22 protein-coding genes and 1 pseudogene are annotated in these 20,649 nt (G+C 69.6%); 14 read left to right on the forward strand and 9 right to left on the reverse strand.

The window, feature by feature from the left end; all coding sequences use genetic code 11:
- Nucleotides 1-483 precede the first annotated feature (483 nt).
- Entirely contained in the window at nt 484-2,556 is a 2,073-nt protein-coding gene (efeU, locus tag DXZ73_RS03655; RefSeq protein ID WP_116209588.1) for an iron uptake transporter permease EfeU, read from the forward strand.
- Nucleotides 2,557-2,597: 41 nt separating this feature from the next.
- Nucleotides 2,598-3,875, forward strand: a complete 1,278-nt coding sequence (gene efeB, locus DXZ73_RS03660; protein ID WP_116209589.1) for an iron uptake transporter deferrochelatase/peroxidase subunit — start codon at nt 2,598-2,600, stop codon at nt 3,873-3,875.
- A gap of 46 nt (nt 3,876-3,921) precedes the next feature.
- On the opposite strand, the gene DXZ73_RS03665 is transcribed toward efeB, so the two are convergent.
- From DXZ73_RS03665 to DXZ73_RS03675, 3 genes are read right to left on the reverse strand one after another with little or no spacing between them, the layout of a single operon-like run.
- Nucleotides 3,922-4,392, reverse strand: a complete 471-nt coding sequence (locus DXZ73_RS03665) for an SRPBCC domain-containing protein (RefSeq protein WP_116209590.1) — start codon at nt 4,390-4,392, stop codon at nt 3,922-3,924.
- 58 nt (nt 4,393-4,450) lie between these two features.
- The gene (locus DXZ73_RS03670) at nt 4,451-4,804 is read right to left on the reverse strand and encodes an ArsR/SmtB family transcription factor (RefSeq protein WP_116209591.1); all 354 of its coding nucleotides are present in this window, start codon (nt 4,802-4,804) and stop codon (nt 4,451-4,453) included.
- Entirely contained in the window at nt 4,801-5,247 is a 447-nt protein-coding gene (locus DXZ73_RS03675) for an SRPBCC domain-containing protein (RefSeq protein WP_116209592.1), read from the reverse strand. The genes DXZ73_RS03670 and DXZ73_RS03675 overlap by 4 nt, the downstream gene beginning before the upstream one ends.
- Before the next feature lie 187 nt (nt 5,248-5,434).
- Here DXZ73_RS03675 and DXZ73_RS03680 point away from each other — a divergent pair, with 187 nt between their 5' ends.
- The 3 genes from DXZ73_RS03680 to DXZ73_RS03690 are packed head-to-tail and all read left to right on the forward strand — an operon-like array spanning nt 5,435 to nt 8,639.
- Nucleotides 5,435-6,508: an iron-siderophore ABC transporter substrate-binding protein gene (locus DXZ73_RS03680; protein WP_116209593.1), complete on the forward strand. Its 1,074-nt coding sequence runs from the start codon at nt 5,435-5,437 to the stop codon at nt 6,506-6,508.
- A gap of 11 nt (nt 6,509-6,519) precedes the next feature.
- On the forward strand, nt 6,520-7,578 hold the full coding sequence (locus DXZ73_RS03685; protein WP_116215394.1) for an iron ABC transporter permease: 1,059 nt from the start codon (nt 6,520-6,522) through the stop codon (nt 7,576-7,578).
- Nucleotides 7,575-8,639, forward strand: coding sequence for a FecCD family ABC transporter permease (locus DXZ73_RS03690; protein WP_116209594.1), 1,065 nt, complete (start codon nt 7,575-7,577; stop codon nt 8,637-8,639). The genes DXZ73_RS03685 and DXZ73_RS03690 overlap by 4 nt, the downstream gene beginning before the upstream one ends.
- Nucleotides 8,640-8,792: 153 nt before the next feature.
- Here DXZ73_RS03690 and DXZ73_RS03695 read toward each other — a convergent pair whose 3' ends face one another.
- Nucleotides 8,793-10,010: a basic secretory protein-like protein gene (locus DXZ73_RS03695; protein WP_116209595.1), complete on the reverse strand. Its 1,218-nt coding sequence runs from the start codon at nt 10,008-10,010 to the stop codon at nt 8,793-8,795.
- 240 nt (nt 10,011-10,250) lie between these two features.
- Nucleotides 10,251-11,756 (reverse strand): RICIN domain-containing protein, encoded by a 1,506-nt coding sequence (locus DXZ73_RS03700; RefSeq protein ID WP_116209596.1) that lies wholly within the window; start codon nt 11,754-11,756, stop codon nt 10,251-10,253.
- A gap of 292 nt (nt 11,757-12,048) precedes the next feature.
- Here DXZ73_RS03700 and DXZ73_RS03705 point away from each other — a divergent pair, with 292 nt between their 5' ends.
- Complete coding sequence (locus DXZ73_RS03705; protein ID WP_116209597.1) at nt 12,049-12,360, forward strand: putative quinol monooxygenase; 312 nt, start codon at nt 12,049-12,051, stop codon at nt 12,358-12,360.
- Between the two features lie 92 nt (nt 12,361-12,452).
- Here the strand turns inward: DXZ73_RS03705 and DXZ73_RS03710 are convergent.
- Together DXZ73_RS03710 and DXZ73_RS03715 are read right to left on the reverse strand one after the other, a co-directional pair.
- Nucleotides 12,453-12,806, reverse strand: a pseudogene (locus DXZ73_RS03710) (DNA polymerase beta superfamily protein); the annotation flags it as partial.
- Nucleotides 12,807-12,836: 30 nt separating this feature from the next.
- Nucleotides 12,837-13,073: a hypothetical protein gene (locus DXZ73_RS03715; RefSeq protein WP_162890010.1), complete on the reverse strand. Its 237-nt coding sequence runs from the start codon at nt 13,071-13,073 to the stop codon at nt 12,837-12,839.
- Between the two features lie 185 nt (nt 13,074-13,258).
- Between DXZ73_RS03715 and nadE the strand changes: the two genes are divergently transcribed.
- The 8 genes from nadE (at nt 13,259) to DXZ73_RS03755 (ending at nt 19,147) form a co-directional block, all read left to right on the forward strand.
- Nucleotides 13,259-14,089: an ammonia-dependent NAD(+) synthetase gene (gene nadE, locus DXZ73_RS03720; protein ID WP_116209599.1), complete on the forward strand. Its 831-nt coding sequence runs from the start codon at nt 13,259-13,261 to the stop codon at nt 14,087-14,089.
- A 278-nt stretch (nt 14,090-14,367) separates the two neighbouring features.
- Nucleotides 14,368-14,679, forward strand: a complete 312-nt coding sequence (locus DXZ73_RS03725; RefSeq protein WP_116209600.1) for a hypothetical protein — start codon at nt 14,368-14,370, stop codon at nt 14,677-14,679.
- Between the two features lie 75 nt (nt 14,680-14,754).
- Nucleotides 14,755-15,369 (forward strand): RNA polymerase sigma factor, encoded by a 615-nt coding sequence (locus DXZ73_RS03730; protein ID WP_116209601.1) that lies wholly within the window; start codon nt 14,755-14,757, stop codon nt 15,367-15,369.
- Entirely contained in the window at nt 15,366-15,710 is a 345-nt protein-coding gene (locus DXZ73_RS03735; protein ID WP_116209602.1) for a hypothetical protein, read from the forward strand. Before DXZ73_RS03730 ends, DXZ73_RS03735 begins: the two co-directional genes overlap by 4 nt.
- A 220-nt stretch (nt 15,711-15,930) precedes the next feature.
- Complete coding sequence (locus DXZ73_RS03740; RefSeq protein WP_116209603.1) at nt 15,931-17,100, forward strand: serine hydrolase domain-containing protein; 1,170 nt, start codon at nt 15,931-15,933, stop codon at nt 17,098-17,100.
- Nucleotides 17,101-17,297: 197 nt separating this feature from the next.
- Nucleotides 17,298-18,005 carry a polysaccharide deacetylase family protein gene (locus DXZ73_RS03745; protein WP_116209604.1) on the forward strand — a complete coding sequence of 236 codons (708 nt, stop codon included), beginning with the start codon at nt 17,298-17,300 and terminating at the stop codon, nt 18,003-18,005.
- Between the two features lie 67 nt (nt 18,006-18,072).
- Nucleotides 18,073-18,477: a septal ring lytic transglycosylase RlpA family protein gene (locus DXZ73_RS03750; RefSeq protein ID WP_116209605.1), complete on the forward strand. Its 405-nt coding sequence runs from the start codon at nt 18,073-18,075 to the stop codon at nt 18,475-18,477.
- Between the two features lie 163 nt (nt 18,478-18,640).
- Nucleotides 18,641-19,147, forward strand: a complete 507-nt coding sequence (locus DXZ73_RS03755) for a carboxymuconolactone decarboxylase family protein (protein WP_116209606.1) — start codon at nt 18,641-18,643, stop codon at nt 19,145-19,147.
- A 116-nt stretch (nt 19,148-19,263) separates the two neighbouring features.
- On the opposite strand, the gene DXZ73_RS03760 is transcribed toward DXZ73_RS03755, so the two are convergent.
- Both DXZ73_RS03760 and DXZ73_RS37870 read right to left on the reverse strand, forming a co-directional pair.
- Nucleotides 19,264-20,007, reverse strand: a complete 744-nt coding sequence (locus tag DXZ73_RS03760; protein ID WP_116209607.1) for a hypothetical protein — start codon at nt 20,005-20,007, stop codon at nt 19,264-19,266.
- Between the two features lie 378 nt (nt 20,008-20,385).
- Complete coding sequence (locus DXZ73_RS37870; protein ID WP_162890011.1) at nt 20,386-20,589, reverse strand: hypothetical protein; 204 nt, start codon at nt 20,587-20,589, stop codon at nt 20,386-20,388.
- Between the last annotated feature and the right edge of the window lie 60 nt (nt 20,590-20,649).

Raw genomic sequence — 20,649 nt, forward strand, 5'->3', positions numbered from 1 at the left:
CCGGGGAAGCGCACAGCAACGCCAGCCCCTCCGACGGGGTATCCAGCAGAGGGGAGCACTCGCCGGGCGGGCCTGTCCCGAGCACGCGGACTCGGATCGGCGGTCGGCTGTATGGCGTGGTGGCGGTCCCGTACAGCGTGCGAACGCGCCGCCGAAACAGCGCTTGGGCCTGTCGCTCCGCGGCGACCTTGACGGATGGGCCGACTTGGCGACCTGATGGACGAGCCTTGCGATAGGCAGCCGATGCGCTTTCTCCCCACAGGGACAGCCGGCCCCGGAGAGGCCGGTGATGCCGCACTGGACGCGGCAGCGGCGTTTCCCATGGCCCGGTAATGAATTCATGATCAACAATCAGACCGTCAAGCGACCATGCTGGAATAACACGACCTTTTGACCACTCCTTTGTCATCACCCAAGGTCAGCCTGGCTAAGGTATGCCTTCGCTAACCAGAGTGAACCGGCTCCGCGCCGGGAAGGACAGGTATGTGGGACGACGCGTTTCCCAGCTTCTTGATAGGTCTCAGAGAAGGGCTTGAGGCCGGGCTCATCGTCTCCGTTCTCGTCGCCACCCTGGTGCGCGCGGGAGCGAAGTCCCGGTTGCCGCAGGTGTGGACGGGCGTGCTGGCCGCGATAGCGCTGTCCCTGAGTTTCGGGGCGGTGCTCACGTTCACCGCCGCCACGCTCTCCGCGACCGCGCAGGAAGCCTTCGGCGGCAGCCTCAGTGTCGTCGCCGTCGCCTTCGTCACCGCCATGGTCTTCTGGATGCGGCGCTCGGCCCGCAATCTCTCCGGGGAGATCCGGGAGAAGGTCACCGGCGCGCTCGCCATGGGCGCCGGGATGCTGATCGTCACCTCGTTCCTCGCGGTGGGGCGCGAGGGGCTGGAGACGGCTCTGTTCCTGTGGACGACCGCGCGGGCCGCCGGGGAGTCGGCGGGCCCGATGATCGGCGCCGGCGCCGGGCTCGTGATCGCGGCGGCCCTCTGCTGGGGGCTCTACCGTCGCGTACTGAAGATCAACCTGACGAAGTTCTTCACCGCCACCGGCATCGTCCTCGTCGTCATCGCCGCGGGCGTGCTCGGCTACGGCCTGCGCGATCTGCAGGAGGGCGGGGTGCTGCCCGGCAAGGCAGCCTTCGCGTTCGACGTGAGCCAGAGCATCGACGCCGGCTCCTGGTACAGCACCCTCGTGCAGGGCGTGTTCAACCTGACCCCGGCCATGACGTGGCTGCAGGTGGTCGCCTACGTTGCCTACCTGGCCGTGGTGCTGACCCTCTTCGTACGGGGCGTACGAGGCGTGCAGCCCAAGCGCGCGGCCAAGGCGGCCGCGGCGGAAGGCGACACCGAGCAGGGCGGGTCCCCCCAGGACGGTCCGGCCGCCGCGCCGGGCAAGGCCCCGCGCCGCCGCCCCGCGTGGGTGGTGCCCGCGACCGTCGTCGCCGTGCCCGCCGTGGTCGCCGGTGCCGTCGTCGCCTTCAGCGGTTCGAAGCCTTCCGACGGGCAGACCATCGCGGTCTCCGAGAAGGAGTGCGGCAAGGGCTTCTCCGCACCCGAGCCCGGCCGCCAGACGTTCCGCATGCACAACACCGGCGACAAGGCCTCCGAGGTCTATCTCGTCGACCCGGCCTCCAACGCCGTCTACGGCGAGATCGAGGGCCTGGCCCCCGGCACCACCCGCGACCTGGTGGCCACCGTCGGCGGCGGCCAGTACGCCTGGCGCTGCGTCCCCACCGGCGGCAAGGCCGTCACCTCCGCGCCGGTCCGGGTCAGCGGCGGCGGCAACGCCAAGGCCGTCGTGCCCGTTTCCGAGGCGGACCTGGAGGCCCCGCTGCGCTCCTACAAGGAGTACGTCGGCAAGGGCCTGACCACGCTGATCGAGCAGACCGACAAGCTCAACGAGGACATCCGCAACAACGACCTCGACGCCGCCCGTACGGACTGGCTCACCGCCCACCGCACCTATTCCTCCCTCGGCGCGGCCTACGGCACCTTCCAGGACTTCGACAAGAAGATCAACGGGCGCACCGCAGGACTCCCGGACGGGGTGCGGGACAAGGACTTCACGGGTTTCCACCGCGTCGAGTACGGACTGTGGCACGGCCAGTCCGCCGACGACCTGCGCGCACCGGCTCAGCAGCTGACCGAGGACGCCAAGGGCTTGCAGAAGGCGTTCCCCGGCCAGGACTTCGACCCCGCCGACCTTCCGCTGCGTACGCACGAGATCCTGGAGAACACCCTCCAGTTCGAGCTCACCGGGGCCGCCGACCAGGGCAGCGGCTCCACCCTGGCCACCGCCGACGCCAACCTCGCGGGCACCCGTGAGCTCCTCGACGTCCTGCACCCCCTGCTCGTCCGGCGCGACCCGAAGCTGGTCGCCACGGTGAACAGCGACATCGCCCGGGTGCAGAAGCTCCTCGACAGCGCGCACCACGACAGCCAGTGGACGCCGGTCGACCGGCTCGACGCGGACGGCCGGGCCCGGCTCAACGGGGCCACGGGGCAACTGCTGGAGGACCTCGCCCCGATCCCCGACCTCCTCGAGATCCGTAAGTCCGCCTGACCCGCGCTTCGCAGTTGCACGCCCCCGAAAGGAACCACGACATGACCGCCGACTCCGCACGCCCACAGGACGGCTTCGCCGCCAGCCGCCGGGGTTTCGTCAGGACGGCACTGGGCGCGGGCGCGGCCGGAGCCGCCCTGGCGGGCGGCGGCTTCGCGCTCGGCCAGGCCGGTGCCGGGCAGGCCCACGCCGCCGGGAACGAGGACGGAGCAGGCCGGAAGGTCGACTTCCACGGAGTGCACCAGGCGGGCGTCACCACCCCGCAGCCCGCCGCCGCGAGCTTCGTGTCCTTCAACCTCATAGCCGACAACCGCAAGGACCTCGCGGATCTCTTCCGGACCGTCACCGAGCGGGCCCGCCTGCTGACCGCCGGTGGCACCCCGGCCGACCTGGGCGTCGGCGCACCGCCTTCGGACAGCGGCATCCTCGGTCCGACGGTCCCCGCGGACGACCTCACCGTCACCCTCGGCGTCGGCGCCTCGCTCTTCGACGACCGGTACGGGCTCGCCCGCTCCAAGCCGCGCAAGCTCACCCCGATGCGTACCTTCCCCAACGACGATCTGCAGGCCGCCGAGTGCCACGGCGACCTCTCGCTGCAGATCTGCGGGGCCCGGCAGGACGTCGTCCTCCACGCGCTGCGCGACATCGCCCGCCACACACGCGGCGCGATGCAGGTCAAGTGGCGCATCGACGGGTTCCAGAACGCGCCGCGTCCTACGGGTGCGCAGCGCAATCTGCTCGGGTTCAAGGACGGCATCGTCAACCCGGACACGGAGTCCGCGCGGGAGATGAAGCGTCTGGTGTGGGTGACGGACCAGCTGGGCGAGCCGGCCTGGACGGTCGGTGGCAGCTATCAGGTGATCCGCATCATCCGCATGCTCGTCGAATTCTGGGACCGGGTCTCGCTCACCGAGCAGGAGAAGATGTTCGGCCGCCGCAAGGACACGGGTGCGCCGCTCGACGGGGCGAAGGAGACCGACAGCCCCAATTACGCGAAGGACCCCAAGGGCGAGGCCATTCCGCTCACCGCCCATATCCGCATGGCCAATCCCCGTACGGCCAAGACGGACGACTCCCGTATTCTGCGCCGCGGTTACAACTACGACCGCGGTATCGACCAGGTCGGCAACCTCGACATGGGGTTGGTGTTCTGCTGCTACCAGCAGGATGTGCAGCGGCAGTTCGAGGCCAACCAGGAACGTCTGAAGGACGAGCCGCTCGTCGACTACATCTCGCCGACCGGGGGCGGCTACTTCTTCGCCCTGCCCGGGGTCAGGGATGCGAAGGACTGGCTGGGCAGAACGCTTCTGGAAGGCTGAGCCGATCCTGGGCCCTCCTTTCCGCCGACTGGGACAGGGGGGCCTGTCAGCTCGTGGAGGAGTTCTCCAGCAGGGTTTTGAGGCTGGAGAGGAGCAGGGGCCAGGTGCCGCTGCACATGCCGATCATGACGCCGTCCGGGTCGAAGCCGTCGTGTACCACGGTCAGCCGTGTCATGTCGCCGGTCGGCTCGATGTCGAAGGCGACCCGGGTGCGGGGCTCTGTGGCGAGTTCGGCGCGCAGGTTCTCACTGACGCCGAGGGCCTTGGCCCACTCCGGGGTGAAGGTGTGCCAGGTATAGGCGAGGCGCCGGTGCGGGGTGCTGTCGAGAACGACCTGTTCCGGGTCGGCCGAGCGGCCGCCGCGCTCGTCCCACACCATTTCCGAGCCCGGCTTCCAGTCGGTGTCGAAGCGCGTGCCCCAGTACTGGACGGTGATTTCGGGGTCGGTCAGACCCTGCCAGACGCGCTCGGGTGTGACATTGATGCAGGTGGTGTAGGTGATGGTGCCGTTCTTCATGGGAGTGACTCCGATGTCGTGATGAGTACCGGTTGGGATCCGGGATCCGGGCGGATGGTCAGCGTTCGGCACGGCCCTGCCCCTCAGCGGCGCGCTTGATGTTCGCCAGCCGCCGGTCCCAGTCGGAGGCGAGCGCGGCCATCCACCGCGCGGTCGCGTCGAGTGACGCGGGCCGCACCGCGTACCGCACCTCGCGCCCGACCTTTCTGCCGGAGACCAGTCCGGCGGCGTCCAGGACAGCGAGGTGTTTGACGACCGCCTGCCGTGAGACGGGCAGCTCTTCGGCGAGCGTGGTCGCGGTGGCCTCGCCTTGTGCGGCGAGCAGATCCAGCAGCTGACGTCGCGTCGGGTCGGCCAGTGCGGCGAAGACGCTGTTGACCGCCTCTGTGGCGTCGCGGTGCTCGTCTGTCATACGGACAGCCGTTCGGCGCGCACCTTGAGGGCATCGAGCTCCTGGGGCCAACCGCCTGTGTTGTCCCGCACCGCCTTGCGGCGCAGTTCCTCGGATCCGGCCAGCGACGCGAAGCCACTCTCCACGACACGGAGCCTCGTCTTGTCGCCTTCGGGGGTCAGCGTGAACTCCACGAGGGTGCTGTTGTCCTCGCGCAGCTCTTGCCCGGGGAACGCGCTGGCCCAGCGGTACGCCAGGTACGTCGGCGGCTCGACCTTCTCCACGTGTACCGGGAAGTCGCCGTACTCGGGGTTCCTGGCCACCATCGATTCGCCTTCTCTGGCCACGGTGCCGGGCAGGCTTGCCTTGTCGCCCACCCAGAACCCCGGCTCGGCCACGAGCGACCAGACCCGATCCAGGGGTGCCTCGATCAGCGTTTCGCGTTCGATCCGGTCTTCCATCATGACGTGCCTCCTTCATTGCCGAGCATCGATTGCAACTTCAGGGTTGCACGTCGATTCCGGAAGTGCAACCTGGCGGTTGCGCGCCGATTGGGCCAGAGGCTGCCATTAGCAGTCAGAGGCCCCATTTATGCACACACCAATCCACGCACTAAGGTAAGGCTTACCTTTGCAAGTGATCGGAGTCGTTGTGCGTGTGTCGGGATTGAAGGCCGTACTGGCCGTGTCCGTCGTCGGTGGCCTGCTGGCCGGGTGTTCGTCCGGATCGGAGGCCGACAGCGCCTCGCCGAAGAACGAGCGCTCCGCCGGCGGCTCCAGGAACCACGTGGCGGGCGCGACCGAAGGGCCGTCCGCCGCGCCGAGCGCCCTCGCCGAAGGGATGGGGGCCGGCACCGCGAAGGACGGACAGTTCTCCCGCACGGTCAGCCACTACAAGGGCAAGACGAAGATCGACGCCGCGCCCGTACGCATCGCCGTGCTGAGCACCGGACAGCTGGACGACCTCCTGTCCCTGGGGCTCGTCCCCACTGCTTCCACCCGGGCCCAGAACGCCGGGCTCGTGCCCGACTATCTGCGCGACGCCTTCCCGCAGTACAAGCAGCAGCTCGCCGAGATGACCGACGTCGGCACGCGGACCGCGCCCAACCTGGAGTCCTTGTCCGCCGCCAAGCCGGATCTGATCCTGGCCAACGACTCGCTCGGCGAGCTGTACCCGAAGCTGGCGAAGATCGCGCCCACCGTCGTGACGAAGGGCCAGGGCATCAACTGGAAGCGGGACCTGCTCCTCGTCGGCGCCGCCGTCGGCAAGGGCGAGCAGGCACAGAAGCTCCTCGACGACCTCACCGGCGACGCCACGGCGCGCGGCAAGAAGGTCAAGGAAGCCAAGGGAGCGGACACGACGGTGTCCATGGTGCGCTTCACACCCGACCGCACGCGGATGTTCGGAGTGTCCTCGTTCACCGGGTCCATCGCCGCCGACATGGGACTCGCGCGGCCCAAGTCGCAGCAGTTCAAGGCGATCTCGCAGGACATCGGGGCGGAGAGCATCGACGGCGCCGACGGGGACTGGATCTTCTACTCGGTGCAGGGGAAGGAGGCGAAGACCGATGCCGGCAAGGTGCTCACCGGGCCGCTGTGGCAGTCGATGAAGGCGGTCAAGTCCGGGCACGCCGTGCGGGTCGACGACGACCCGTGGTACCTCAACGCCGGCCCGGCCGCGGCGCGCCTGGTCATCGGCGAACTGGCCGAGAACCTCGGCAAGTGACCTTCCGGACCATGCTCTCCCGGACCTCCCCGGCTCCCCTGTCGGCGGCGCCCGCTCCTCCACCCCGGCGTACGGCCGCCTCACACGCAGGCTGGATCATCGTCGCCCTCGCCCTCACCGCGGTGGCAATCGCGCTCAGCCTCACCGTCGGCACCCGCCCCGTCCCGCTCTCCGCCGTCCTCGACGCCCTGCTGCACGGCGGGAGTTCGACGGACCCGAACGTGATGGTGGTGCGGTCGCTGCGCGTACCGCGCACCGAAACCGGCCTCGCGGCGGGCGCCGCGCTCGGCATCGCCGGGGCGGCCCTGCAGGCCGTCAGTCGCAATCCACTCGCCGATCCGGGCATTCTCGGGCTCAGCCAGGGCGCGGCGGCCGGGGTGGTGCTCGCCATCGCCCTCGGCCTGGCGAGCAGCTTCGACGGCTATGTCTGGTACGCCTTCGCCGGGGCCTGCGTCGCCGCGTGCGTCGTCTACGCGATCGCCTCGCGCGGCCGGGGCGGGGCCACGCCCGTCAAGCTGGCGCTCGCCGGAACGGCGTTCGCGGCGATGACGACCGGGGCCACCACTGTCGTCCTGACATCGAGTTCCTCGGCTCTCGACCAGTTCCGGTTCTGGCAGGCGGGCTCGCTGAGCGGGCGCGACGCGCAGACCGTCGTACGGATGCTGCCGTTCCTGATCGGGGGCGCGCTCCTGGTCCTGGCCTGCGCGCGCAGCCTGGACGCGCTCGCCCTCGGCGACGACACGGCCCGCGCCCTCGGCCACCGGGTCCACCTCGTACGGGGTTGCGCGGCGCTCGGCGCGACCGTGCTCACGGCGGCGGCGGTCTCCGCCGCCGGCCCGATCGCGTTCATCGGCCTCGCCGCCCCGCACCTGGCCCGCCGCCTGGTAGGCGGCGCCCATCGCCGGCTGATCCCCCTCTCCGCCCTGCTCGGTGCGGCCGTGCTGCTCGCCGCGGACGTGGCGGGCCGGGTGGTCCGGGCTCCGGCGGAGGTCCCGGCCGGGGTGATGACGGCGCTCGTCGGAGCGCCCGTACTGATCGTTCTCATACGCCGCAAGGGGATGCCGACATGACCGCCACGGCCTACCCTCGATCGGCGGGGCTCACCGCCCTGCGCCTCCGGCTCGTCCGACGTCCCGTCTCCCTCCTTCTGCACCGACGTTCGGCTGCCGTCTCCTGCGTGCTCCTCGCCGTGCTCGCGGCCCTCATGCTCGCTTCCGCCTGCCTCGGGCAGACCGTCGCGACGCCGTCCGACGTCTGGCATGTGCTGCGTGGCGGCGACAGCCCGTACGCGCTCGTCGTCGGTGAGCTGCGCGTGCCGCGCATCGTGCTCGGGGCGCTGGTGGGCGCCGCACTCGGGGCCGCCGGGGCGCTCGTGCAGAGCGTGACCCGCAATCCGCTCGCCAGCCCCGACGTGATCGGCGTCGGGCACGGCGCGGCGGCCGCGACGGTACTGGCCCTGGCCACCGGAACGGTCGCCTCGCCGGGTGCGCTGCCGGCCGTGTCGGTGGTGGGCGGGCTGGCCGCCGCGGGCCTGGTGTACGCGCTGGCCTGGCGGCGCGGCATGCAGCCGAGCCGGTTCGTGCTGGCCGGGGTGGGAATCGGCGTCGCGCTCTCCGCCGTCGTCCACCTCTACCTCACCGATTCCGAACTGGACGCCGCCGAGCAGCTCAAGCTGTGGCTGACAGGAAGCCTCAACGGACGCGGCTGGGCCCAAGCGGGACCACTCGGCTGCGTCCTGCTGCTCTGCCTGCCCGCCCTGCTCTGGGCGAGCCGCGCACTCCGCCCGCTCGGCCTCGACCCGGACACCGCCGCCGCGCTCGGCGTCCGTGTCCGACGAACGCAGCTGGGCCTGACCGCACTCGGCGTGGTCCTCGCGGCGAGCGCCACCGGCGCCGCGGGCCCGATCGGTTTCGTCGCACTCACCAGCCCCCAACTGGCCAAACGCGTCGCGCGCACGCCACAACTCCCGCTGTTGTGCTCCGCGTTGACGGGGTCGGTCATCGTGGTCGCCGCCGACCTCGCGGCCCGCACGCTGCTCACGCCATTGGAGATCCCGGTCGGGGCCCTGACCGCGCTGGTCGGCGGGCCGTATCTGCTCTGGCTGCTCGGACGGTCGGGCTCCGGGCGCTGATCGGGAGTTCATCCCTCCACGCCACGCCTCAGCGGCCGGGTGGCTGGTTGCCGTTCCCGGCCGGTGACGCAGCCCGTCCGGGAACAGCACTCCCCCGCCGGCCTGCGGGCCGCGACGACAAGGCCTGCTCCAGCCGCGCCGGCGATGCACTCCCTAGTCGCGGAAGGCAGGGTTGGTCCACTTGGTCGGGGTGGCCTGGATGTCGTTCCACATGTCGGTCCACCACTGCTGGCCGCTCTTGCCCGTGATCGCGGTCAGCACGCGGTCGCCGTCGGCGCCGAAGCCCTGCCGGCGCACCTCGTTGTTGATCTTCTGGATGACGCTTTCGCCCAGGGGGTGCTTGTGGGCGATGTAGTTGAGCATGTAGGCGGTGGAGTTGTAGCCGTTGTTGTAGTTGGTGCCGCGGATCTGGTCGAGGCCCGGCTTCTCCTTCAGGTTGTAGACGTACTTGCGGTAGTAGTCCGCCTGGCCCTCGTTCAGCCACCCTCCGTTGGCGGCGTCCTGGACCTGGTGGGTGAGTTCGTGGATGAGCGATCCGATGTCGCCCGGATTGTTCATCACATAGCTGGGACGGAGAATGATCGACTTCTCGTTGTTGTACTGGGGCTTGGCGTTCGGCTCGAACACGGCCGCGACGCCCGGGTTCTTGAAGCTGTCGTGTCCGGCGTCGTAGACGACGTTGATGCCGGGCTTCACCTGGTACGCACCGCCGGTCATGAACTGCTGGATCTTCGCGTACTGGTCCTGGAGCACACCCTTGTTCCTGTCGAACCAGGAGCGCAGGTCGTTCGGGTCGTAGCCGCCGGCGTTGACCATCTGCAGCGTGACGGGGACGTTGGGGGTGGGGGTCGGGGCGGTGGCCTTGTCGAGGTTCCACTGCTGGGCCGGGTCGGCGGCGTTGCAGGGGCGGGCCGCGGTGCCCAGGTCGGTGAGGCGGGTCAAACAGGTGTCGCCGCCGGAGCGGTCGGTGTTGTGGAGCAGCCAGCCGCGGCTGTTGGAGAGGTTCTTCAGCCACCACTGCTGGTTGGGTCTGCTTATGTAGTTCCAGGCGGCGACGGAGTTGTTGCCCAGGTCGCGGTCGACGGCGTAGTTGGTGCGGGGGATCTTGATGCTCCAGTTCCCGGTGCCGTCGTCGGTGACGGTCCAGGTCTGTTCGGTCAGGTTCTCGTTCCAGTCCTTGACACGCACGCCTGCGCCGTTGTTGGGGCTGTCCCACTGCAGGGCTCCGCCTGCGTAGCTGGAGATCCGGTAGGTGCCGCCGGATTCGGGGAGGGGTTCGGCGGCGTGGGCCGCCGTGGCGGTGAGACCACTGGTGAGGACGGTGGCGGCTGCCAGCACGGTCATCGTGATCGATGAGTAGCGGATGCGCATGAATGGGCCTTTCAGCGGGGCACTCCATCACGGATGAAGGCCATTGGCGTTGGTCGGTGTTGTGCCGGGGCCGGCCAGGGAAACGGGGGCGGGGTGCGTGCCGCGGTCCGGACCGGCCGCCGGAGGCGGGTCCGGCTGGAACCGGACCCGCACTTGTGACCCCGGGCGGGCCGGAGACCGCACGGCGAGGCGATCGCGACGTCCTCGACGCGTCCCGGGCCTGCCCGGCGTTCCGGTCTGCTACTGGAGCTTCCACTGCATGGAGTCGAGGCCGTCCGTGGTGCCGCAGGAGGCCACCGTCAGCTGGCCCTCACCGCCGGGGGCACCCAGGCACAGGTCGCCCTGCTTGCTGCGGATCGTGTACCAGCCGGGGTGGCTGGGGGTGGCGCGGAACTTCCAGAGCTGGTTGTCGGATCCGGTGCCGTTCACCTGGTGCGACCAGGCGGTGCCGTTGGAGAAGTTGTAGTCCAGGACCCGGGCGTCGGCGCCCTTGAAGCCCTGCCCCTCGGTGTAGCGGTTCTCGATGAGGAAGTAGCCGTTGCCCTTGTCCCACAGGTGCCACTGCTGGTTCTGGGTTCCGGTGGCGTGGTAGCTGTAGACGGACGTGCCGCTGTCCGTCCGGTACGCGTAGAGGTCGGCCAGGTTGTTGTTCCAGTTGGTCAGGGTCGTGACCTTGTCGTGGGCCGGCTGGCCGTTGCCGGAGCCGTCCAGGGAGCGGAACACGGCCAGGGCCGCGTCGCGCCAGACCGCTGCTGCGGGGTCCTCCCCGAGGCTTCCGGAGAAGTTGCCGATCTGGGTCTGGCTGCTGTCGAAGGTGTCACCGTTGAGGACGGGGCCGCCGCTCGCGCCGCCGGACAGGTCGCTGTCACCGGTGCAGGGGCCGCCCCTGCCCAGGATCTGCGGCGGGTTGTCCGGGCCCCAGTAGGGCTGCTTCACACAGGTGTGGAACTGGTTGGAATTGGCGGGTATGCCCGCGAGCACCACCTGGTTCGGCAGAGAGGTGGTGCCGAACTGGTAGCCGGAGGCGCCGACGGCGTCCTGGACGTGGGTGCCGTTCTGGGTGTTGAGCGTCAGGAACGCGGTGTCGCTGTTCTGCGGGGCGTTGGTGAAGTCACCGACGACGCCGAGGGCCCGGAACGTCCACTTCCCGTACGGGGCGTGCTCGGTGCCGTCGGCGTCCTTGGAGTAGCCCGGGGTGAACTCGTACGTCGCCTTGGGATTGATCCGGCCCTGGTCGTCATGGATGATGCAGTGCCGCGCGGTGACAATCATGTCCTTGCTGTCGCTGGTGATCACGTTGCCGGTGCACCCGTTGGTCCACCACATGCCGGGGTTGTTCTCGTCGGGCCAGGCCATGCGGATGCGACCGCTGGTGGCACGCAGCCGGGTGTCACCCGGGGAGCCGGCCGCGAGTCGGCTCTTGCCCTTCTTCTGCTGAGGTGCGACGGCGGGTGCCTTCACGGTCTGCCCGGCGCCCGGCGCCTTCTCCTTCGGCTGCTCGGCCTTCGGCTTCCAGTCCTGCAGCTTCCCCTTGAACTCGCGGAAGGTGCCGTCCTTCTCGTGCCGGCTCCAGAGGTCACGCTGCTGGGCGTCGGTGGCCCCGGCCCGGGCGTAGGCGCCGCCGTCCGCCGTGTGCGGTGCGGACGAGGCGGGAGCGGCCGGAGTGGCGGCGTACGCCTGGACGGTGGGGAGAGCGACGGCCAGACTCGCGGCGGCGAGCGTCAGGGTGATGGCATGTCTGCGCAACGGAAACTCCATTTCATGCGCGGGTGCGGATGGTCCCCGGACCGTAGGCGCCTGGGATCGCCATCCGTTCGACAGCCGATAAATGACCGGCCCGCGGCACGAGGCGCACAGCTCGTACCGGCGCCGGTTGTCCGAACGGCCGGTGGGACCCCACCGGGTGGTGATCCGGCTGCGGGTCCGGAGGTGCTCCTGCGCCCGGAGGAGATGTTCAGCGATGCAAGATCGTTTAGCCTGACCGACTGTCCGAGCCTCCGCACCGGCGACGGAGGCTCAACCCACCCTGAGGAGCACGTTGTTCGATCTCATCGTCATCATCCGGGTCTCCAAGACCCCAGATATCGGCCTGGTTGCCGACGCTTTGAGCCAGATGCGCCCTTTGTGTCTGGCAGAGGACGGCTGCGTCAGCTGGGAGGCCTACCAGTCACACGAGGAACCAGGCCGCTTCGTCCTGGTCGAGCACTGGGCCAGCCGCGCCCACTGGGAGGCCCACGACGCCGGTGACGCCATCCAGAAGATCTACATCCCGGAGATCATGCCGCGCATCGAGCGCGAAGTGCATCCAAGCGTGCGCGTTCGCGGCAGGCATGAAGGGGTGACCGGGTGAGCCTGTAACGTCGTTCGAGCGACCTTGGCGGGCGCCCGTGTCCAGGAGCGCCCAACCGCGGTCAGGGCCATTTCAAAAGGGGCGCCGACTCCTCAGCCGACCAATACGCCACCTGAGCGCAGGCGGGTCTGGACCACCAGCTTGTTCAGGTCGTCTCCGGCATCTGTTTGGTTCGGCAGCGTCGTCGACTGCTCGGCCTCGCCCAGAGCCGCGTGGAGGGCTTCGACATCGGCCGTCAGCCGTTCGTGCGAGGGCGCGCCGTCGAGCGTGGACAGGTGGCCGTGCTCGGCCGCTGCCTTCGCCGCCACGAGGTCCCGGACGTAGTCCGGTGCCCGCACGCTGTCCAGCAGCGTCGGCAGGTCCGCCTGGATCTCGTGGGCGCGCATCAGGTGAATGCCCGTGAGCAGAACGCGGAACGTGTAGAGGAGCGGTTTGAGTTCGCCGGTCTTCCCGGGTGCGGGTCTCCTGCGCCGGCGTCAGCCCCAGGACGTCGCGCAGGGGCAGCAGGTGGACGCCGCGCAGGTGGTGTCGGGGTGTTCCGGGAGCGGGCTCGTGGCCAGCGCCCGGCCCGGACGTGCGGACAGCTCGTCGCACCAGGTGCGGACCTCGTCCCGGAGCAGTTCGCCACGGCGTACGGCCGGCAGGCGTTCACGGTACGGGCCGGCATCGATGTACACGGCGCCGCTCCCCTGCGGCAAGATACCGCTGATCATCAGGCGGAGCATGTGCATAATGCGCTCCCAGCGCGGCTCGCCCTCCCACGGGCGCTGGGCAAGCTCCCACCTCCCAACCCCCCAACCCGCCAACCGCAACGCCGATATATACCCATAGTGTGACGAATCGAGCACCAGGTAAGGTGGGCGCGACAGCACATCGTGAACCGGAACAAGGAGCAGACGTGAGCGCGTCGGCGTCCATCGCCCTGCAGCAGGAGATCGCCCGGGAGCTCCAGGTCGCCGAGACCTTCGAGGCCGAGCGGGAGATCGAACGCCGGGTGGCCTTCCTGGCCGAGCGGCTGACCTCCACCGGTCTGCGCTCCCTCGTGCTCGGCATCAGCGGCGGCGTCGACTCCACCACCACCGGCCGGCTGTGCCAGCTCGCCGTCGAGCGGGCCCGGGCCGCCGGGCACGAGGCGCGGTTCTACGCGATGCGGCTGCCCTACGGGGTCCAGGCCGACGAGCACGACGCCCAGCTCGCGCTCTCCTTCATCCGGGCCGACCACGTGCTGACCGTGGACATCAAGCCCGCGAGCGACGCCGCGCTCGCGGCCTCGCTGGCCGCCGACGTGAGCTTCCGCGACGCCCACCACCAGGACTTCGTGCACGGCAACATCAAGGCCCGGCAGCGCATGATCGCCCAGTACGCGGTGGCCGGCGCGCACGACGGCCTGGTCGTCGGCACCGACCACGCCGCCGAGGCGGTCTCCGGCTTCTTCACCAAGTTCGGCGACGGCGCCGCCGACCTGGTCCCGCTGACCGGTCTGACCAAGCGCCGGGTGCGCGCCGTCGCGGACGCGCTGGGCGCGCCCGCCGAGCTGGTGTGGAAGATCCCGACGGCCGACCTGGAGACTCTCGACCCGGGCAAGGCCGACGAGGACGCGCTCGGGGTCACCTACGACGACATCGACGACTTCCTGGAGGGCAAGCCGGTGGACGAGCGCGCCTTCGAGACGATCGTCCGCCGCTACCGCCTCACCGACCACAAGCGCCGGCTGCCCGCCGCTCCCTAGCTGCCTGCTCTTGCTTGGCGCCGTACACGGCTTACTGCCGCGGTGCGGCGAGTCGGATGGTGTCCCTGCGGGCGCCAGCCTGGCCGGGGCCGGCCGGGCCGGCACCCGCACGGCAGATCAGGGTCGGCCTGAGCACGCTCTCTCCCCGAAGAGCAGGCCGCGGTGAAGTTTCTCGGATGCGGCCGCAACCTCGAGGGGTGTCGCACGTCTGGTGGGTTGAAGGCGCCCTTCAACCGTTGTTCCAGACCGTGTTTCCGTCACTCGCTCGGGAGAACCTCATGTCTTTGCACGCCAAGTGGAACTACCGTCCCCGCCCCCGTGTCCTGGGTGCCGTCACCGGGGTCGCGCTGCTGCTGGGCGGCGGCTTCGCCGCGCAGGCCGTCGCCGATTCGAGCCCGAAGCCGGCCCCCGCCGCACCGAAGGTCATCACGACCGGGGACGCGGCAGCCCCGCAGGCCGCTTCGAAGCCCGACGTCTCGAAGTCCGCCGGTACCCCGAAGGTCGTCGACGCGGGCAAGCCCGGCGCCGGAGCCGCCCCGGCCGAGAACGCGCCCCGGGTGATCAAGCCGGGCAGCGGGGTCCAGAAGTAGCAGCAGCGACAGCACCACGGGGCGGGCCGGCCTTTCCGCAGGCCCGCCCGCCCCTCCCGCAACGGATCGAGGCCCATGCAGTACGCCATTCCCGCAGCGCCGCCCTGGTGGTCCCGTCTGCTCTTCCGCATGCCCCGGACCGGGGGTGCGCCGGTACGGGGACATCGTCTGCGGGCACTTGGTACGCCGTACGACGACGAGCTGCCGCCCACACTGACCGATCTGTACCGGGCACGGCGACTCGACATGGTGCGGCTCGCGCTCTTCCTGGTGGACGATCTGCACACCGCCGAGGACGTCGTCCAGGACGCCTTCGCCGCCATCTGCCGCACACACGGCACCTCGCTGGACGGACTCCAGGACCCCGGGGCCTACCTGCACACCGCCGTGGTCAACGCGTCCCGCTCCGTACTGCGCAGACGTCGCACCGCCCGCGCCTACACCCCGCCCCATCAGGGTTACGGGCCACCTGTCGACGAGGGACTGCTGCTCGCCGAGGAGCACCGTCAAGTTCTCGACGCACTAGCACAATTGACGCAGCGTCAGCGCGAGGTGCTGGTGCTGCGCTACTGGTCGGAGCTGACCGAGGCGCAGATCGCGCATGCGCTCGGGCTGTCGCGCGGCGCGGTGAAGTCCACCGCGAGCCGCGCGCTGGACGCCCTGGAGAAGAAGCTGGGGGCGGGCCGATGAAGCCGAATACCGAAGACCGCCGGTCTACGACCGAGGACCGGCTGCGCACCGCGCTGGCCGCCCGCGCCGCGCTCGTCACGCACCGCGATCTGCGCCGCGACGCACCCCCGCAGGGACGCACCTGGGGCGTGCACCGGGTGCGCAGGGTTGCCTTCGCCGCGCTCGGTGTGGCTGCTGCCGTGGTAGCCGTATGTCTGCTGGTGCTGCTGCCGAGCAGCCCGCGGGACCCGGCTCCGGTGCCGCCCGCCGGCACCCCGGGCATCAGCGAACCGCCGCCGTCCACACCTACACGCCCGGTCGACCCGTCCGCCGCGGACCCCCATGTGATCGGCAAGCCATAGATCACGGCGGCGTAGTCGGCGATCCCGACGCGCACGCCCGGCTCACATCGACCGACAGCTCCGTGCGACGGGCTGCCCGAGGACGCGACACCCAGTCAATCGGCACAGGGGGGTAGCCCCACCCACAGTGGGCGGACAGCGGGATCCCTTTCGTGATCTTGCCCGGGGATGCTGGATCCACAGGCCAGTTGCTTCCCACCGACCCCACAGGAGTTCTTTCGTGTACGAGCGTGCAGGGGACAAGTTCCGTTCCTCCAAGCGGCGGGGCTACCGACGCGGGGCGGTCTCGACAGCAGTCGCCGTGGCCGCCGGCATCGTGGCGATCGGTGCGCTGGCGGCGCCCCCGGCGGTCGCCGGCTCCACGCCGGATGGCGTCCAGCAGAGCCTGAACGCGTTGGTGCGCGACGACGGTCTTCCCGCCGCGCTGGCGAGCGTCAAGGGCCGCGACGGTCGGACCCGTACCTACACGGCGGGCGTGGGCGATCTGGACACCAAGGCCAAGGTGCCCGTCGACGGACAGGTCCGCATCGGCAGCAACACCAAGGCGTTCACCGCCGTGGTCATGCTGCAACTGGTCGCCGAGGGAAAGGTCGACCTCGAGGCTCCCGTCGACACCTACCTGCCGGGACTTCTGCGCGGGGACGGCATCGACGGGCGCACCGTCACCGTCCACCAACTGCTCCAGCACACCAGCGGCCTGCCCGACTTCGCCGAGGCCCTCGATCTCGTCGCCACGCGACGCCAGTACTTCGAACCCCGCGAACTCCTCGACCTGGCCCTCGCGCGCAAGGCCGAGTTCCCCCCGGGCACGAAATGGGCGTACAGCAACACGAACTACCTGGTCGCCGGCCTGATCATCCAGAAGGTCACGGGGCGACCGGTCGGTGAGGCGATCACCCGGCGCGTCATCAACCGCATCGGACTGCGCCACACCTACTTCCCCTCCCCCGGGGACATGACCATCCAAGGCCCCCACCCCCAGGGCTACTTCCCGGAGAAGACCGGCGGGCCCCTGCGTAATTTCACCGAGATAGACCCGTCCTCGGCCTGGGCCGCCGGTGCGATGGTCTCCACCAACACCGACCTCAACCAGTTCTACGGCGCGCTCCTCGCAGGCCGCCTCCTCGCCCCGGCGCAGCTCGCCCAGATGCGCGCCACCGTCCCCGCCGACGCTCTGGGTCACGGCACCCGCTACGGCCTGGGCCTGGAGAGCAGGCCGCTGTCGTGCGGCGGTGTGTACTGGGGTCACGGCGGAACCATTCCGGGATACCGGACCCGCGGAGGCGCCACCGAGGACGGCCGCGCCGTCGACATCGCGGTGACCACCGTCCCGACCGGCGCGGCCGCGCAGCACTTGGAGGAGGCTGTGGACACCGCCTTGTGCCGCTGAACCCGGGTGCGACGTGGGAATTGATCCCATCAATCCGGAGTTCATGGGCCGTTGATCCGCCTCTTGCATTGTCTCCCTGTCGGTCGGACGGGCGTTCCTGCTGCGGAAGTTGCGAGCCGTGAAGAGCGCGGCCGGAAATTCCGTCGGCACCCGGTTCGCGATCCCGTCCGCATTCCACGCCGCAAAGGGAGAAAAGCATGAGAACGATCAGTGCAGCGCTCAAGGGCCTGAGCATCGCGGCCGCCGTGGGCGCCATATTCGTGGCGGCGCCCGGAACCGCCTCGGCGGCGACGCCCGATGTGGTGAAGGCCACCTCCGCGGGAGCGGGGAGCCAGACGTTCGCCCTCACGATCGATGACGGGCCCAGTCCCACATGGACGAATCAGGTCCTCGATCTGCTGAAGGACCGCGAGGTGAAGGCCACGTTCTGTGTCATCGGCGACCACGCGCGCCAGTATCCGGACCTGATCAAGCGGATCGTCGACGAGGGCCACAGCCTCTGCAACCACTCCATGCACCACGTGAATCCCAGCACGCAGAGCCCGGACCAGCAGCGTGCCGCCATCCAGGAGGCCTCGGACGCGATCCACGCGGCGGCGCCCGGCGCGCCGATCAACTACTACCGGGCGCCGGAAGGCGGTTTCACCCAGGACGCCACGCAGTACGCCGCGAGCCAGGGCATGCAGCCGGTCGGCTGGTCCGTGGACACCGAGGACTGGAGGCTGCCGGGTGTCGACGGGATTTTCCAGAACTACAAGAAGGAATTCCAGGGCGGCGGCGTGATCCTCATGCACGACGGCTCCGAGGAGAACGACCGCAGTCAGAGTGTCGAGGCGATGGGCAATATCCTGTCCGATCTCGCCAACAACGGCTACACCGATGATCTCCCGGCCGTGCTCGGCTGATCAGGCCGCTCCACAGCGGTCCAACCGATCCGCATTTCCCGACACTTCGAGATAGGTGAATTCCGTGATGCATTCCAAGAAGAAGCTCAGCCGCGCTCTTGCCACCGTCGCGCTCGCCGCGGGCCTGGCGTCCGCCGTCGCCGTCCCGGCACACGCGAACAGCAGCAGTGACCCGCAGAGCTGCACCGCCTCCTGGTACGGGGCCCCCGGCGAGATCCCCGACAACTGGCCCACCGCCAGCGGGGAGCCGTTCGACCCCGAGGCGATGGCCGCGGCCAGCCGTGACCTGCCGTTCGGCACCGAGGTCCGCGTCACCAACACCGACAACGGGGAATCGGTCACCGTGAGAGTCAACGACCGGGGCCCGACGGACACGAGCCGCTGTATCGATCTGACCAGGGGCGCGTTCAGCCGGATCGCGGACACCGACCGGGGGCTCGCCGCCGTGACCCTCGAAGTCCTCGACGACTGACGCCCGTAGCGGACAGGCCCGGCGGTCCATGACCGCCGGGCCTGAGGCCTGCCGGTTGCACCGATGCTCACTCTTTCCAGTGATTGTCGTGCAGCGGTCACACTTCTGCGTCGCCATCCGTCATTGCAGTGACAGCAACATGCAAGCCCATAGGGAGATGACGATGGAAGCACGTTCGATCACTGCTGAGATTCCGATGGCGCCGCGGATGGCCGATGACCCGCTGGAGCTCGTGCCCGAGCTGGCGGAGGTGTCGGCGGCACTGTTCAAGGCCACCGGCAACCGGTCGGTGCCGCGGGCCACGATCAGCCTGGTCCAACTGCGGGCCGGCCAGATCGTCGGCAGCACCTACCTGACCGTTCTGCACACGGGTTTCCTGCGCAAGGCCGGGGAGACGGAAGACCGGATCACGGCGGTCTCGTCCTGGCAGGACGCGCCGTACTTCACCGGTGCCGAGCGTGCCGCGCTGGCACTGGTGGAAGCCGTGCTCCAGCCGTCCGCACACGGCGAGAGGGTTTCCGACGAGCTGTACGCCCTGGTCGCCGAGCACTATGACGACAAGGCGCTCGCCACTTTGATGATCGCGATCGGGCAGGTCAACTTCTTCATCCCCATCGCGCTCATCGCCAAGCCGGTCCCCGGCCGGTCGTTCACCGATCCCTGGAAGTAGGACCACCTGGGCAAGCCGGTCCTCAGGGCTTGCCCAGGCAGTAGGTCAGGAGCGGTGGCCGGGAGACTTGGCGTTCCGTCGAGTCCCCGGCCGTCCCCATGGCGCGATGGGCGCGGTCAGTCGCACTGAGCGGTGGCGCACAGCTGCCACCGCCCCGACCACCACCCGCTCGGAAACCCGTCATTGGGCGCCACCTCGGTGGTCTGCCACGTACGGTCACTGCGATTCCACTCGTGTGCGGTCACCTTCAGCCGTTTGTCGGCCAGTTCGGTGACGGTGTTCGGCTGGCTCAGTCCGACGCTTGCTTCGGGCACCTTGCCCATGGACTCCGCGGGCTTCCAGACGCCGTCGGAGCTCAGCTGGGTCCGCGATTCCATACTGCGGTCCCACAGGGTGGAGGACGCCATGGCGATGAGCGTCCCGTTCGACCTCTTGAAGAGCGTCAGGAAGCCGTGGTACGGGGCAGGGTGCAAACCGAAACCCTCGGGCGTGGACCACTCGCCACCCTCCGGGCCCTGCACGGAGTGGCAGAATCCGCCGTGATCGAGCCAGAACAGCTCAAGCCCGCCCGCGGCGTTCTCGATCGCGTTGACATAGTCGGCCTTGGGGCCGACAGTCCCTGCGCTGACCCGCTCCCATTCCCCGTAGGCGCCACCGGGCTCGTCCTGCGCACGGTGCCACACGAAGGACAGGCCCTGTGTCGCGGTCGCGTCGAGGAACATCTGGAACTGATCGACCCGGCCATCGGCGCGGGGCACGGAGAGCGGACTGCCCAACGGAACGCTCGCCACCCCCTGCACCCCGTAGTCCATGCTGCAGCCACTCGGCGCCGCCACCGCCGACGCCCCGGTCGGCGACATCACCAGCGCTCCCGCACATGTGAACGCCAGCACCACGGCGCCGCGTACAGCACGTCTCAGTGATCTCCCCATGACCAACAACCGCCCTTCCCTTGGCGATTAACGCACCCGCTCGCATTTTGTTGTACTGGGAAGCATCCTTGTGCCGCTGGGCCGAGCGGTCGGAGTGCGGTTCCGGCCAAGCCGTACGAGAGCCCGACTCGCACACGTCGAGGAGGCCGGTCGATCATTCGGAAGGCTGCGGAGACAGGAGTGCGTAACGGTCGTCTGCCCATCCGGGTCCCGGCAGCACAGTGCGGCGGGGCCCGCCGGCTCCCGGCCGACGGGCCCCGCCGCACTGTGCACAGCTGCAGGCATCAGGGCAAGGCGGTCAGCTCTTTATGGGCATCCTTGGGGTTTTGCCGGGACATAGATCGTTCCTACAACCGCGCAGACAAAGCTCGGCAGTTCGTTGTCGGCATGGGCGGGCGCGGCCGCGACCACGCTCCCGAGGGAGAACATGATGCCTGCTGCTACTGCAGCGATGACGCGACGGATGTTGTTGATGGCGGGCCTCCTGAGAGTGATGACGGCGATTGCCACCTGGAGATGCTCGGAGAGAGGCTCTCCGGCCGACTGGTCATCGAAACGCCTGCCCAGGGG

The organism is Streptoverticillium olivoreticuli subsp. olivoreticuli, from assembly GCF_003391135.1.
Classification (GTDB): domain Bacteria; phylum Actinomycetota; class Actinomycetes; order Streptomycetales; family Streptomycetaceae; genus Streptomyces; species Streptomyces blastmyceticus.

Coding starts and splice junctions, on each gene's coding strand:
- efeU (WP_116209588.1), top strand. CDS start 484: ATGTGGGACGACGCGTTTCCCAGCTTCTTGATAGGTCTCAGAGAAGGG.
- efeB (WP_116209589.1), top strand. CDS start 2,598: ATGACCGCCGACTCCGCACGCCCACAGGACGGCTTCGCCGCCAGCCGC.
- DXZ73_RS03665 (WP_116209590.1), bottom strand. CDS start 4,392: ATGAAGAACGGCACCATCACCTACACCACCTGCATCAATGTCACACCC.
- DXZ73_RS03670 (WP_116209591.1), bottom strand. CDS start 4,804: ATGACAGACGAGCACCGCGACGCCACAGAGGCGGTCAACAGCGTCTTC.
- DXZ73_RS03675 (WP_116209592.1), bottom strand. CDS start 5,247: ATGATGGAAGACCGGATCGAACGCGAAACGCTGATCGAGGCACCCCTG.
- DXZ73_RS03685 (WP_116215394.1), top strand. CDS start 6,520: ATGCTCTCCCGGACCTCCCCGGCTCCCCTGTCGGCGGCGCCCGCTCCT.
- DXZ73_RS03690 (WP_116209594.1), top strand. CDS start 7,575: ATGACCGCCACGGCCTACCCTCGATCGGCGGGGCTCACCGCCCTGCGC.
- DXZ73_RS03695 (WP_116209595.1), bottom strand. CDS start 10,010: ATGCGCATCCGCTACTCATCGATCACGATGACCGTGCTGGCAGCCGCC.
- DXZ73_RS03715 (WP_162890010.1), bottom strand. CDS start 13,073: ATGATCAGCGGTATCTTGCCGCAGGGGAGCGGCGCCGTGTACATCGAT.
- DXZ73_RS03725 (WP_116209600.1), top strand. CDS start 14,368: ATGTCTTTGCACGCCAAGTGGAACTACCGTCCCCGCCCCCGTGTCCTG.
- DXZ73_RS03730 (WP_116209601.1), top strand. CDS start 14,755: ATGCAGTACGCCATTCCCGCAGCGCCGCCCTGGTGGTCCCGTCTGCTC.
- DXZ73_RS03735 (WP_116209602.1), top strand. CDS start 15,366: ATGAAGCCGAATACCGAAGACCGCCGGTCTACGACCGAGGACCGGCTG.
- DXZ73_RS03745 (WP_116209604.1), top strand. CDS start 17,298: ATGAGAACGATCAGTGCAGCGCTCAAGGGCCTGAGCATCGCGGCCGCC.
- DXZ73_RS03750 (WP_116209605.1), top strand. CDS start 18,073: ATGCATTCCAAGAAGAAGCTCAGCCGCGCTCTTGCCACCGTCGCGCTC.
- DXZ73_RS03755 (WP_116209606.1), top strand. CDS start 18,641: ATGGAAGCACGTTCGATCACTGCTGAGATTCCGATGGCGCCGCGGATG.
- DXZ73_RS03760 (WP_116209607.1), bottom strand. CDS start 20,007: ATGTCGCCGACCGGGGCGTCGGCGGTGGCGGCGCCGAGTGGCTGCAGC.